At 42.6% G+C, this 13,374-nt stretch carries 14 protein-coding genes; 6 read left to right on the forward strand and 8 right to left on the reverse strand.

The genetic code is table 11. The features are described 5' to 3' along the window. Positions 1–443: 443 nt before the first annotated feature. Complete coding sequence (locus V7K46_RS13565) at positions 444–662, reverse strand: hypothetical protein (RefSeq protein WP_335113870.1); 219 nt, start codon at positions 660–662, stop codon at positions 444–446. 84 nt (positions 663–746) lie between these two features. On the opposite strand from V7K46_RS13565, the gene V7K46_RS13570 reads away from it, so the two are divergent. The 5 genes from V7K46_RS13570 to V7K46_RS13590 all read left to right on the forward strand — a co-directional run bounded on the left by V7K46_RS13570 (position 747) and on the right by V7K46_RS13590 (position 5,826). Next, a complete protein-coding gene (locus tag V7K46_RS13570; RefSeq protein ID WP_335113872.1) occupies positions 747–1,343 on the forward strand; it encodes an aromatic-ring-hydroxylating dioxygenase subunit beta in 597 nt (198 codons plus the stop codon). Further along, positions 1,318–1,488 carry a hypothetical protein gene (locus tag V7K46_RS13575; protein ID WP_335113874.1) on the forward strand — a complete coding sequence of 57 codons (171 nt, stop codon included), beginning with the start codon at positions 1,318–1,320 and terminating at the stop codon, positions 1,486–1,488. The genes V7K46_RS13570 and V7K46_RS13575 overlap by 26 nt, the downstream gene beginning before the upstream one ends. Before the next feature lie 98 nt (positions 1,489–1,586). Beyond that, the gene (locus tag V7K46_RS13580; protein ID WP_335113876.1) at positions 1,587–2,924 is read left to right on the forward strand and encodes an aromatic ring-hydroxylating oxygenase subunit alpha; all 1,338 of its coding nucleotides are present in this window, start codon (positions 1,587–1,589) and stop codon (positions 2,922–2,924) included. Between the two features lie 9 nt (positions 2,925–2,933). Further along, positions 2,934–4,424 (forward strand): glutamine synthetase family protein, encoded by a 1,491-nt coding sequence (locus tag V7K46_RS13585; RefSeq protein ID WP_335113878.1) that lies wholly within the window; start codon positions 2,934–2,936, stop codon positions 4,422–4,424. Between the two features lie 931 nt (positions 4,425–5,355). Then, the gene (locus tag V7K46_RS13590) at positions 5,356–5,826 is read left to right on the forward strand and encodes an SUMF1/EgtB/PvdO family nonheme iron enzyme (RefSeq protein ID WP_335113880.1); all 471 of its coding nucleotides are present in this window, start codon (positions 5,356–5,358) and stop codon (positions 5,824–5,826) included. A gap of 13 nt (positions 5,827–5,839) precedes the next feature. Here V7K46_RS13590 and V7K46_RS13595 read toward each other — a convergent pair whose 3' ends face one another. Next, positions 5,840–8,152 carry an FAD/NAD(P)-binding protein gene (locus V7K46_RS13595; RefSeq protein WP_335113882.1) on the reverse strand — a complete coding sequence of 771 codons (2,313 nt, stop codon included), beginning with the start codon at positions 8,150–8,152 and terminating at the stop codon, positions 5,840–5,842. A 419-nt stretch (positions 8,153–8,571) separates the two neighbouring features. Here V7K46_RS13595 and V7K46_RS32050 point away from each other — a divergent pair, with 419 nt between their 5' ends. Continuing rightward, a complete protein-coding gene (locus V7K46_RS32050) occupies positions 8,572–8,694 on the forward strand; it encodes a DUF433 domain-containing protein (protein ID WP_442939838.1) in 123 nt (40 codons plus the stop codon). A 663-nt stretch (positions 8,695–9,357) separates the two neighbouring features. On the opposite strand, the gene V7K46_RS13600 is transcribed toward V7K46_RS32050, so the two are convergent. From V7K46_RS13600 to V7K46_RS13625, 6 genes are all read right to left on the reverse strand, one after another. Further along, on the reverse strand, positions 9,358–9,897 hold the full coding sequence (locus V7K46_RS13600; RefSeq protein WP_335113884.1) for an MFS transporter: 540 nt from the start codon (positions 9,895–9,897) through the stop codon (positions 9,358–9,360). Between the two features lie 409 nt (positions 9,898–10,306). Beyond that, the gene (locus tag V7K46_RS13605; RefSeq protein WP_335113886.1) at positions 10,307–10,534 is read right to left on the reverse strand and encodes a hypothetical protein; all 228 of its coding nucleotides are present in this window, start codon (positions 10,532–10,534) and stop codon (positions 10,307–10,309) included. 61 nt (positions 10,535–10,595) lie between these two features. Next, positions 10,596–11,624, reverse strand: coding sequence for an ABC transporter substrate-binding protein (locus tag V7K46_RS13610; protein WP_335113888.1), 1,029 nt, complete (start codon positions 11,622–11,624; stop codon positions 10,596–10,598). 35 nt (positions 11,625–11,659) lie between these two features. Continuing rightward, positions 11,660–12,160 carry a hypothetical protein gene (locus V7K46_RS13615; protein WP_335113890.1) on the reverse strand — a complete coding sequence of 167 codons (501 nt, stop codon included), beginning with the start codon at positions 12,158–12,160 and terminating at the stop codon, positions 11,660–11,662. A 322-nt stretch (positions 12,161–12,482) separates the two neighbouring features. Continuing rightward, positions 12,483–12,920, reverse strand: coding sequence for a methionine ABC transporter permease (locus V7K46_RS13620; RefSeq protein WP_335113892.1), 438 nt, complete (start codon positions 12,918–12,920; stop codon positions 12,483–12,485). After that, positions 12,911–13,135 (reverse strand): hypothetical protein, encoded by a 225-nt coding sequence (locus V7K46_RS13625; protein ID WP_335113894.1) that lies wholly within the window; start codon positions 13,133–13,135, stop codon positions 12,911–12,913. Before V7K46_RS13625 ends, V7K46_RS13620 begins: the two co-directional genes overlap by 10 nt. Positions 13,136–13,374: the final 239 nt, after the last annotated feature.

A 13,374-nucleotide genomic window follows, 5' to 3' on the forward strand; every position in this document is an offset into this window, starting at 1 on the left:
CGCATTAACAATGTAAACCGACGCATTAACAATGTAAGCCGACGCATTAACAATGTAAGCCGACACATTAACAATGTAAGCCGACACATTAACAATGTAAGCCAACACATTAGTATTGCAGAATATTGCTAAATTTAATTCGCTTCTACCAGAGGCTGCGCCAACGCTTAGAGCGAGTCATCTCCCAAAGGGAGACGATGCCGTGCAACGAGCGTCGCGTAAAGTGTTGCAAGATATAAACCGTTCAAGATCAATCCCACATTTTTAAACTCGCATGTAGACCAGGGCAAGATTATCGTCTACGTCGATTGCTCTACTTCTAAACACACATTACAGCATCAGATTGTAATCAGTTCGTTACACTGAGTGCAACGTTTCATCAAGCCACTGATAAAAATGAGGCATAAATTGCTCCAGGTTACGTAGCTCACTCGCTGCGATGTCTACGACGGGCTATTCGGCGTCGCTTGCAACTCTAGCACCGTTTCCCAACGTAAATCCCCAGCCCACCGCTTGAGAATGTCTTTAATCGCGTCCACTCTTCGAGAAATAGCGACTCGTAGTATTTCCACACAATGCAGTAGGACTTGGGGTCGCACTCCACCTTGATTGTCATTGATAATTTGATATGCCTTTATTCCCAAAAAGTAATTTTTGCTCATGACAGTGTGGACACCACTACGCTTTTGTCATTAGTTAGTTTAAACTCATATAAGATAATATCTTGGTATTAAAAGAAGTAAATTGTGTCAGTAAGCAAAGAAGAAAACACCAAAAGTTCACAATATTCCTATGACGTGGATGAAATATTTTATAGTGAATTAATTAAAAGACTTCCAGAGTGGGAGAATGGAGGAAAACCAGTTAATCAAGCAATTGAGTTAGAGTGCAAAGCGTTGCTGTTTCTGGAAGCACGGTTACTGGATGATGGAAAATTTGATGATTGGTTGGGGTTATTTACTAACAAATGCCTTTATTGGATTCCCAGCACTCCAGGTGGTGGAGACCCTAGAAAAGAAGTATCCATCGCTTTCGATGACCACAGACGCTTGGAAGATAAGGTATTTTGGTTGCAGTGTGGTTTTGCTTATGCTCAAACACCGCGATCGCGTACTAGCCGAATAATTAGTAACATTGAAATATTTTCATGTGCAAAGGAAGAAGAAGTCAAAATTCGTTCCAACTTTCTCATCCATGAATTTCGCCAAGGGCGGACGCAAACCTTTGCTGGTTGGTATGGACACAGGTTCCACCAGCAGCATGGCAAATGGAAAATAGCTCTCAAGCAGGTGAATTTAATTGATGCGGATCAAGGTCATGAAAACCTTAGTTTCTTGCTTTGATAAGACTTGTCCTAAAAATGGCATTCCACCGTCAGGTGCAAGAGTTTTAGGGAATGCACTCAATAAATCTCAGTGGGGCGTGGAAGTGACGGCTGTAGTGAAAAGAGATCGCCTTTTGACGGCTATTGATCAAGTTCTAGAATAATGAAGAACAAAAAAATGGATAATTGAGACAGAGATTAGCTTAAAGTTAGGAATTTTACATCAAGTTATTTGTCAAATTTATTTTGAGAAAAGCTAACCATGCTGCATGGAAACGGCGAAGTCAAGCAAGGCTATGATTGGGATTATTTAATTCAGCCAGAACGAGTCCACCGTTGTGTTTACACGGATGCGAGAATTTTCCAAGAGGAAATGATTCGGATTTTCGGGGGAACCTGGGTTTACCTTGCTCATGAAAGCGAAATACCCAACCCCAACGATTTTAAGACATCTAATTTAGGGCATCGTCCAATTATTATCCTGCGCGATCGCCAAGATAAAATTCGCGCTTTGTTCAACCGCTGTACCCATAGAGGCGCGACAGTTTGCCGTGAAACTCGTGGTTGTGCGAAAACTTTTACCTGTCCTTATCATGGCTGGACTTATAGCAACACGGGCAAACTCACAGGAGTTCCTTGGGCAAAAGGTTACGCTGCTGACTTCCATCGCCCAGAATTTAACCTGGGACAAGTTCCTTGGGTAGAAAGCTATCGTGGTTTTATCTTTGGGACTTTGAATTGTGAAGCACCAGACTTAATCGCTTATCTCGGACGAGCCAAAGATTTATTGGATCAGTGGATTGATCGTTTTCCTAATGCTCAAATCACCGTGCAAAGTAGCGCACATAAAATGATTTATCAAGGTAACTGGAAGTTTACCTACGATAATGCCGCTGATGGTTATCATGTAGCGTTTTCACACCGTTCTCTGCTAGCTGTGGCAAATCGTCTAGAATCCGAAAAAGACATGCAATATTTTGCCCACAATCCTGATGAAGGGCCAATGTATGTGCAGTATCTTGGTCATGGGCATATGTTCATTGATCAGCGTCCCAGTTACGAAAAACGACCTGGCGCTTTCTGGCAACAACAACGACCCCAGCTAGGACGGGAAGCTTATGAAGCAAAGCTTCGAGAAAAGTGGGGTGAGCAGGCTCCTTATTGGTTAGATTTGTCCATAGGTTCGCAGATGAATTTAACTATTTTTCCTAATCTGCTAGTTTTTGGGAATCAAATCGAAGTGATTGAACCGTTAGCTGTTGATCGCACTCAACTGACAATATATGCCACCACGATGTCTGGAGTCCCAGATGAAGTTAATGTTCTGCGGATGAGAACTCAAGAAGATTTCCCCAGTTTTGGGGTTCCTGACGATATGATCAATTTTGCCGAATGTCATCGGGGGCTAAGTATTCCAGAAATTGAGTGGGTAGCGATGAATCGCGGGTTTGGCATCAGCGATCGCCATCATATAGATGAAGATGGTGTAATCACCGGGCCTGTAACAGATGAGTTAGCAATTCGCGGTTATCACCAAGAATGGAAACGCCTAATGAAGGCTGATTTCAAACTAACCGCTCAAACAGTTGAACATGATTAGGCAATCCAAATGAAAAGACCTGGGTTTATTGAGCGTCATCACCTGTGGACAGAAATCCAAAAAGAAGCATCTGAAAAGATCAAGGCTGTCATTAAAGAACAGGATCTATTGTTGATTCGCACCGCTTGGTCAGACCAGCATGGCATTGTTCGCAGTAAGTCGCTCTTACCCCAAGCCTTTTTAAGCGCTCTAGAAAATGGTATGCAAATCAGCACAGGGACATTCCTGTTTGATACTGGTGGTGCAATAGTATTTAACCCTTTCATTCCCGGCGGTAGCTTGGATATGCCTCTGATGACAGGTGCGCCAAATCTTGTGGCTGTTCCTGACCCTCGTACCTTCAAAATTGTGCCTTGGGCAAAACGTACTGGCTTTATTCTCTGTGATGAATACTTTCAAAATGGTCAGCCAATGCCCTTTTCCAGTCGCGGTATTTTGAGGCAATCATTGGTAGAGTTACATCAAAGAGGGTTGGAGCATATTGTCGGCTTAGAAGTTGAGTGGTATCTGGCAAAGTTGTCAGATCCAATGTTAGCGATCGCTAATGTTGGTACTTCTGGAAAACCCGGTGAACCTGCCAAAGTTAGCGCCGTAGAGCATAGCTTCCAATACCTTTTAGAATCCCACAATCCAGAGATTCACGATTTGCTACGCGTTTTGGCAGAAAACTTAGTTGAAATGGGATTACCTTTAAGGAGTGTAGAAAACGAAGGGGGTGCTGGTCAATTTGAATTTACCTTTGACCCGATTCCGGCATTGCAAGCTGCGGATACAATGATGATATTCCGAATGGCGACCAAGCAAATCTGCCGTCAACAAGGTTATATCGCATCATTTATGTGTCGTCCAGGACTACAAGGTTGTTCTTCCAATGGCTGGCATTTGCACCAATCCCTTGTAGACCAAACCACAGGCGAGAACGCTCTCATGTCTGCAAACTCCGAAACCCTCATGTCAGATTTAGGTAAATACTTCGTTGGTGGTCTTCTTAAACACGCCAATGCTGCTTCTGTGTTCACAACCCCGACAATTAACGGCTATAAAAGATTTAGACCTTATTCCCTGGCCCCTGACCGTGCAGGGTGGGGGCTGGAAAACCGAGGGGCAATGATTAGATTACAAGGCGGTTTTGATGACCCTAATACCCACATTGAAAACCGAGTTGGAGAACCAGCAGCCAATCCCTATCTCTACATGGCATCGCAATTGATTTCTGGGTTAGATGGTGTAGCTCATAAACTTGACCCTGGCTCTCCAACAGAGTCACCTTACACGACAGAAAATCCAACCTTACCCAAAAGTTTGCCAGAGGCAATTTCATATTTGAGCCAAAGCGAACTTTTTTCTCGAAAAATGGGGCAGCAGTTCATAAACTTCATCATTGAGATGAAACAGAGTGAAATTAATCGCTTTTTGCAGTCCGTTACTGATCAGCCACCAGAAGATTATTTAAAGCAGGTGACTAACTGGGAGCAAAGAGAATATTTTGAATTATTTTGAGTTGAGTTTGGTTTAAAAGACTTCCAAAAAATAAAATCACCAGTTAATTATAACGATAATTATTACTATTTAAAAATTCTCTATTGGCTTAACAAGTAGTCAAGTGAGCAGCAGGCGATCGCGCTTGTGAACGTTCAGGGTGTGATCAAGCAACTTGTGTAATATCAAAAGCTTGATTTACAGTTGCACCAAGGACTAACGGGTGTCCTGAGGGCGTGAATTATCGGGCGTTATGTCCGTCTGTAGTTATTCCGTCAAAATCGGAAATGTCCACTTCTTAGGTAAGGCATTGGGGAGAAAGCTGCCTTGATGAAACCAGTATGCGATTGGCGAGAGCCACTGCCTTGTGGGCAATCCCACTAAAAGGAGCCAATCAGGATTTGACTTTTCCTGGCTTCTTAATCCCTTTTTACTGGGGGAGATGAAAAACTACTCTGTGGTAGCCTGTGACGAGATGCTTTGCGAATGCGTCTACGTTTATTTTGCTAATTTATTTCTTGGAAATCCCTTAACAGAACTAAAGATATTTATTGTAAATTAGCCTGATTTTAGAGTTAACAGTTTCTGCATAGTATCAAAGATTGAAAATTTTCTGAAGATTTATTGGGAAAAAATACTGATTTTTCGACAATAAATAATGTAATGCGAGAAATAGATTACCGAAAAATACAACGAAAAGGGGGATTGTTGATCTAAAATCTAAAATGATATAAGTTTTAAGAAAAGTTGAATCTTATTGATGAACTACAGGCATTTAATTAAAAATAGCAAAAGTGAGAATATTAGGTATGCAAAAAAATATTGCTTTCTCACACTAATATTCATTCAGGGAATAGCGATCGCACTCTTATTCATCAATACAACCGCATTTGCAGCCACAGTCAATCCCTGTCCCCAAGGTATGGCGATAATTTCAGGAGGAACGTTCAAAATGGGGTCTGATAATTCCAGTTTTGTGGAAGAGCGATCGCCTGGAGATGTAACGGTGACTAACTTCTGTATTGATAAATATGAGGTAAAAAATGCACAATTTGGTGAATTTGTCAAAGCTACAGGATATGTGACAGTTGCAGAGCGTCCCTTATCTGAAGAACAGTTTCCCGATTTACCCGATGAGCAGCGATTACCGGGTTCTTTAGTGTTTGAGATGGCAAAACCAGCTGTCAAGCAAGTTTCCTTTCTGAGTTGGTGGCATTGGACTACTGGCGCGAATTGGCAACATCCCTTTGGCCCAGACAGTGCGTTGGCGCAGCCCACCGCAGGCATCGTTAGCAAATCCAACTATCCAGTTGTTCACATAGCTTACGTAGACATCGCTCAAACTTACCTGAACATTCTGCGCCAACCTCGCAATGCTTGGACTTGTGAAGTTGAATTGCGACCTAGGGTAGAAAAATTTTGATTTTCACTCTACTCTAGATATACATAGCAAAGTAATCATTGTAGATTTCTGTATTAGTCATGACTGTGAGTTCTATTTGTTTCTGTTCTTCATCTGTTGCCGAACTCGTAGCCTGGTCTAAGCTTTCTTGAGGAATAAAATCACCACAGTATTCATTCGCAGGTACTGTTGCATTCATCTTTTGAGGATAACTCAATTTGAGATTATTCATGATGGTAATAAATTGACTACGACTGCGTTCGCGCAGCGCTCCGTAGGAATCGCTAAATCTGGGATTAAGCCGCTTTTCTTCGCCAATAGTGGAAACAGTACGCCCTTTATAGTCATGGGCAGGATATACCAAAGTATCATCTGGCAAGGTAAATAAGCGTTGTGTCACCACATCGTATAAAGTTCCAGGATCACCTCCCTGAAAATCTGTACGTCCACAACCACGAATAAATAAGGCATCACCAGTTAACAGATGGGTTTTGTTCACCAAATATGCTATATGACTGGCGCTGTGACCTGGCGTGGAAATTGTTTCAATGATTACCGATCCCACTTTTAAGATTTCGCCACCGACAAGAGAGCGATCGGCTTTTGTCACAGCAGTATTTTGAGGAACAATCACTTGAGCGCCTGTTTGTTGCCTAAGTTTGCCTGCCCCTGTGATGTGATCGGCATGAAGGTGAGTTTCTAGACAGTAGCGTAGCTTTAATCCCAGTTCATCCAATGATTGCAAATCGCGGTCAACTTGCTCTAATACAGGATCGACTAGAACAGCATCTCCTGTCTGCCGATCGGCAATTAAATAAGTGTAACTACTAGTTTCAGGATCAAAAAATTGCCGAAATAGGAAAGTTGACTGGGGTATCTCTGCACTGCCATCAGTTACGCTTAACAAAGGCATCGCCGCAATAGTCCGCACACGCACTGGTAGCGACTGCAACAAAGCCTTAGATAATTCCTGCGCCTGTCCCCGTAATTCTGGAACGGCAATACTTTCCCACAAGTCGCCCTTGCGGGGAGTTCCTAAGGTATAAAACAGCGTCGAAACGTTACCGTCTGTTGCATATAAAGCACCGTCGGTATCTGTATCTAATCCTAAACCGATGGCATTGGGACGAATTAATTTTTGCGATCGCAAATTAGTAATCAGAGGATGAGGCGATCGGCGATAATCTGCTGCTACTCCTGTACAATTAACTACCCGGCGAACGTGCAAGATATTATTAATTTGGGTTTTGCGCTGGCATACGGTCACTGCCACACCGTCCGGCAAAGTTTGATATTCCCGAATCCGCCCTGCGGCAATGGTGAGTTGAGCAGAATCCAGCATTTGGGTGACAACATCCGCTACTCTTGGGGCAATGCGGTGACGATGCACATCCCAATAAGGTGTAAGATGACGCAAAAAACGTTGCTGTTCCTCGGTCGGTAGTTTTTGCCAGATTTTCTGGATCATAGGACGCAGAGAATCAATTACTGCTCGCCAGTCGTAGCCTTGGGCAGCAGCAATTTCCACCTCGGCACGCACCCGATGTAACCAATCGCGTACACGTTTTGGTGAATTTTCTGGGGTCAAGAAGCAGGGATAAGGTTGAGCCGCTTGATGTTTTAGGGGAAATAATCCTCGTCGGGACACAGCATAAATTTTACCGCGATGTTGGCGATCGCTCAGAGATAAAACCATATCCACCATCGTCAGTCCTGTACCAATTAGCAACACAGGTGCATCAGCATCAAGGTCTGCTAGGGCATCGGCTGACCAAGCATTCCGTAGATAATCATCATTACTGTTGGCGTTTTGTATGGCAGGGGGTGCAGAGGGTGAGTTCCCCAATGCCAACACAACTCTGTCTGCGGCAAAACAGCGACCACTACGCAGAGAAATCATTGCGCCTTTTTCTTCAAGCTGTATTCCTACCACTTCATCGGTCAAGTGTTCTAGTCGCACATCACTAGGTGCTGTGGCTTCTGCTTCTGCCAAAACCGATTGAATGTATAAACCATAAACCTTACGAGGTATGAAGGTACTGGCATTGACTTCTTCTGAAAAAAATGCTGTTAACTCATCGCGGTTGTGCTGAAGCCAACGTAACAAATGCCCCGAATCATGGGCAAATGCACTCATGTTGCCTGCTGATACATTCAGCAAATGACAGTTGGTATCTGTGCTGTAGGCAATTCCCTTGCCAATTTGATCGCTACGCTCAATCAGCTTAATGATGAGAGGTTGGCTGGCAGTCTTCAATAGGTGGGTAGCGACTAGAGAACCACTAAAACCTCCGCCAACAATAGCGATCGCGGTTGGAGTATGGGCAGTTAAAAAACTAGGGTTCATGGCGGTCTTAGTTAGAATCAATAGTTACGCTGATTTCATCAAGTCTCTTTACTGGAACTCAATACTTTTCCAACGCAGATGAAAGAATTAAGATTTTATTTCCTATAAATTCTTATAATACCTGCTTTCAAGCATTAAATACATGTAATTGATAAATTAACCGTAGTTTTTGGTTACACAGTAATCATCTTTGTGCCAAAAGATTGTTATGAAAGGATTGAAGACACTCTTCTCAATCATCGCCTTGCCATGTTTCTGCAAACTTCAACAAATCTACAAATTCACTTCTCAACAGAATCAGTACAATTAATGTCTGGGAAAATTCTTAAGATATTTACAGCTATGGTTCAAGCAACAAAACATCTTTATATCGTCATATCGTCAAAGACGAGCATATTCTAAGTGATGAGCCAATTATTATCAAGGGAACTCGTACATCTGTTGGGGCGATCGTTGAAACTTGGCGTATGGGTGTCTCTCTTGAAGAAATTCCTCAAGGTTTGCCTCATCTAACCTTCGTAGGGAGCAACGCGATTTTGTGAGGTAGGATCAAAAATCAGCGATGCCTACGGTGGTCACTGAGCTTTGTCGTACCCCTACGGGGAAGCAAGCTACGCGCAGCGTCCCGTAGAGAAGTGCGGGCTACGCCTACGCTAAAAACTAGCTTCAGTATAAAAAAGTTGTTATTACATTTAGCTATGTATATATACATAATAAAATTTACCAGACTTAATATCATGTCCGCTTGATTACTTATAAAACCCCAAGAACCCCACCCCGCCAAAGCTACGCTTTGTCTCCCCTCCCGAAGAGCGGGGAGGGGCTGGGGGTGGGGTGCAATGATTGTGGGAATCATAACTAATTACCCGGACTTGATATAAGCAGGACTTACGCACAGCTAACGGAAAATCGAACCACAGAGGCGCAGAGGTCACAGAGAAATGAGAGTTTGAGAGATATTTTGCGTAAGTCCTAATAAGTTCTGTTTTTAGTGTGGGACAGGATTACGTAATAGTTGTGCGAGGTGTAACGAACCGATTAAGTCGGTGAAATTTCGCTTCTTTCCTTACTGTAGTTTTCCCTACAAGGAGTCTGTTAGTTATGTTGTGATTTGAACAAGAAGGTGGACAACCTGTCCACTTTGTTGCTCCAAAAAAGATATACAACTTAATATAATTGCACTTTTCCAAAGAGAATCAACTTGTTTAGCGATCAATCCAACGGCTCACTGCTGGCAATTGTGCAGAGAACCATCGCGCACCTAAGATATTCAGACTGCCACAGACAATCAAGGCATTAGTCGCACCAAAATTATGTGCCAAAGTTCCAGCTAACAGATTCCCAAAGGGTATCATACCCACCATTGCTAGGGCATAAAAACTCATTACCCGTCCGCGCTTATCCTCGGTAACTAGAGTTTGGATAATCATATTACTACTGGTAATCAGGAGGATGGAAAAGCAGCCTGTAAACACCAGTATGATTATGGATAATCCAACTTGACGCGATAGTGAGAAGGAGATCAGACTTATCCCGATCAAGACTTGAGCGACTACAATCAAACGCTCTAAGCCCGCAATCCCTCGCCTGATACTGAGATACAAACAAGCAAACAACGATCCAATCGGCGCTGAGGTACTGAGGTGAGCCATCGTAGTTGCATCCCCATTTAAAATCTTAGCCGAGCAGGTAACGCAACAAACCCAAGCTTTTGACTTTGTTATTCGGTGTGCCGTATTGAGCAATAATGTGCAAATTCGGCGAGTTCCGGCCGCTTTGTCGGATCAGCAAAGTAGCCAGTACCAGCTATCGCAAAATCGAACTCGAAAACATCATCATTCACCTGAGCGACGATGCAATTGCCCTGGTTGTGAGCAGATTTCTACGGTGCAGATAAGTGCAGGAGGAAGTTAGAGAACGCTATTACCGACTCGATTGCATCTGGTAGTGGTGTAGAGCCAACTTGATGAAAGCGCCAGGCTTGGAACTAGCGAGGTACATCAGGTAGTTGCGGATAGTTATAATAAGCGCCAGGATAACCTCGGAGGCGATTCACTGACAGAGATGCGATCATTGACCGTCTTGCGAACAGCTGTACTGCCTTAGCGCCTGATTCCAAACTTATTTATTGGCAATGCCTGCGGCTGGCTACGCCTACGCCTTTAAAGAAAAACTTTTTAGTTTGCTGAAAATCCCAAACCGTTTTATCTCCTGCTTAAGAACAGGCTCACGATCAACAGATTCTTGTGGTGATAATTCCCAAATATCACGGTTCTCATGTTCTTGCTGATCTGTTAATTGGAGATAATGTGGTAATTGAGACTGTTGTCCAAATAACCAAGGTACTCCATTTAATAATTCTCTTTCTATTCCATGAAACATATTTTTCCCATTATTAAAAGTAAGGTGATTTTGACATTTAGCTTTTTACTTCTTGCTGCAATTATTGGCATTTGGCAATATCTTTGTTAAAACTGCTGTCCCAAAGTTGTTTTACATCAACTTTTGTGGGAATTACACCCGCTTGAAAAAATGTATCAGCAACCTTTTGCTGAGAAGCAACAGCTGCATCAGAAACAGGAAGTAATTCTTGACGACGCTGTTGTTGTCCTTGCTTGGCATCCTGATAAACGATGTTTTCATCAACATCAATGGTAGTTGCATAATTCTTCGACCATTGCTTAAGATTAGATTCCCGCCAAGTTTGAGATTTCTGCAAACGACAGAGAAAATCAGCGATCGCAACCTTCTTTTGGGGATCAGCGATCGCATTGGGTGAAGCAATAATCACAAAGTTACCACTCAAAATATCTTTTGCAGATTCCAGCACCCGCGCCCCTTCTTTTTGGGCTTGGGGGATGGAATAACCGTAGGTTGCCCAAGCGTCAAGCTGTCCTTTACGGAAAGCCGAAAGTCCATCAGGTATCGATAAAGGAATTGCATTGATATCCTTCATTGTCAGCCCAACTTTTTCCAACATCTTAATCAGGAAGTAGTGGGCAGTTGTGGCTTTAACGTAACCTACTTTCTTACCTTTGAGGTCAGCGATCGTTTTGGCAGTTGAGTCCTTGGGTACGAGTACAACTTGACCAACCGTCGGCCCTTTGAGAGTGGCAATAATTTTTACAGATGCTTTCGATTCAATTGCAAAAATCGGCGGAATTTCACTAGCAGAGGCCAAGTCAATCGCACCAGCATTGATTGACTGTACCATCAAATTACCCCCAGTAAACTCAGTAAATTGAGTTTGATAAGGGAAATGATCTAGTCCAGCTAACTTTAAATTTAAGTCCCAGCCACCTTTATATTTAGCAACATACAATTGAGTTGTATTCGATACTGCGATTTGGGATGGACTAGGATTGGCAGCGATCGTTGCCGGACTGGTAGACTTAACCTCTGAGCAAGCTGTTGTTGCTACTAACAAGCAACCCAGAGAGAAGAAAAAATTCTGCTGCAAATTGGTAGACACGTTATTTTTGGGTATATTTTTGTCATCTTTACTACCTAAGAGCGGTAGTTTCTAACGGACACACTGCCGTCTAAGATTGCATTACCTAAAGAATCTGGACTAGGACGCTGTACAGAACCAATACAGAGAGGTTGTCCAGCAGCAATTCCAGAGATGGAAGGAATATCACCACAGCCGCCAATATCCGCAGGGTTACCATTGAGAGAACTTAAAAGCGTAGCGCAACGGTCAAATGGCCCACTCCATTCAACTTTAATATTTTGCGTTACTAACTGACGCTCTAGCTCACCCCGTTGACGCGCAATGGGAATAATCCCGCCTTTTTGGTAGCCCAAGCGAATCACATTGTTTTCCTCTGTAGTTTTGGTAGTGAGAGTTTTTGAAGAGGAATCTGAGTTAGCTGCGGCATCGATAGCTGTTTGTTGACTGCAACTAGAAGCTATCAAAGCAAGAAAAGACGTTGCGATCACAAAGATTATACTGGCAGAACATTTTTGTTTGTACTGAAAGCGGTGTTCTTTTAAATAATTCACCACAATTGACTCCTTGATATCAATTTTTAGGAGTTTAAGCAGCCATATCTATGATGATAAGGAACAAAATACACTAAATTGATTAATTTACCGTAGTATTGAAAGATAAGATACCACCTTTTGATAGGCTGTTTAAATCTAATCAATATTTCTTTACCTTTGACTATGAGAATTTAGTCCAGGTATTTCTCAGTGAACCTACACTCAAGTAGTGAGAAAATAAACTGTAAAAAAACCATAGACACAAATATTAAAAAATCTTCAATTTGAGTTAAAAGTCAAGAATTATATTTGTCTCTCTGCTCTCCTGCCTCTTTGCTTTCGTTCAGCGTTTTCTTATACGCTGTGCAATTAAATCACCTAGAAATTGAATAATTTGTACTAGTGCAATCAAAACCACAATGGTAGAAAACATCACCCCTACATCGAAGCGTTGGTAGCCGTATTGAATTGCCAAATTACCTAATCCACCTCCACCTACAGCCCCAGCCATCGCGGAAGAGTTAAGCAAACTCACAATTAGAATCGTCATACCTAATATCAGTGAAGGCAAAGCTTCGGGAATCAATACTTTGAGAACAATTTGCCAATAATTGCACCCCATTGCTTGGGCAGCTTCTATTAGTCCCTTATCAACTTCTAAAATACTGGTTTCAGCGATACGACCAAAAAATGGAATGGCGGCAAGAGTCAGGGGAACTAAAGCGGCTGTGCTACCGATAGAAGTGCCAACAATTAGGCGTGTTAGTGGTGTTAAAAGCACAAGCAGAATAAAAAAAATGAGTGTCCAGTATTGACGATCGCACCCAGCACTTTATGCAGTTGGGGAAAATTTAGCAAGTTTCCGGGGCCTGTCATCACTAGCAACAAACCCAAAGGTAAGCCTAAGACTATTGCAACCAGGGTAGATATACTTACCATGTAAAAAGTTTCACTAGTGGCTTGCAACAAGCTTTGTAGTAATTCTTGTCCTTGCATTATTGATGCACCTCGCAAAATTGAAAACAGGGCGGAATACCAATTCGTAATTTGTAACGATGCTGCGCCCCACTGCGCTAACGTAATTCGTAATTAATACTAATTCTGTATGAAGATGCGCTAAACCATATTTAAGTATAAGAAAGAAAAACGAACCGCATTCGCGCAGCGTCTCCAAGAGTTGGACGCAAAGTACACAAAGAAAGAAAGAAGTTAAAAGGGTTTGGTGCAGGCTCACA

It is taken from the genome of Nostoc sp. (assembly GCF_036917395.1).
Taxonomy (GTDB): domain Bacteria; phylum Cyanobacteriota; class Cyanobacteriia; order Cyanobacteriales; family Nostocaceae; genus Nostoc.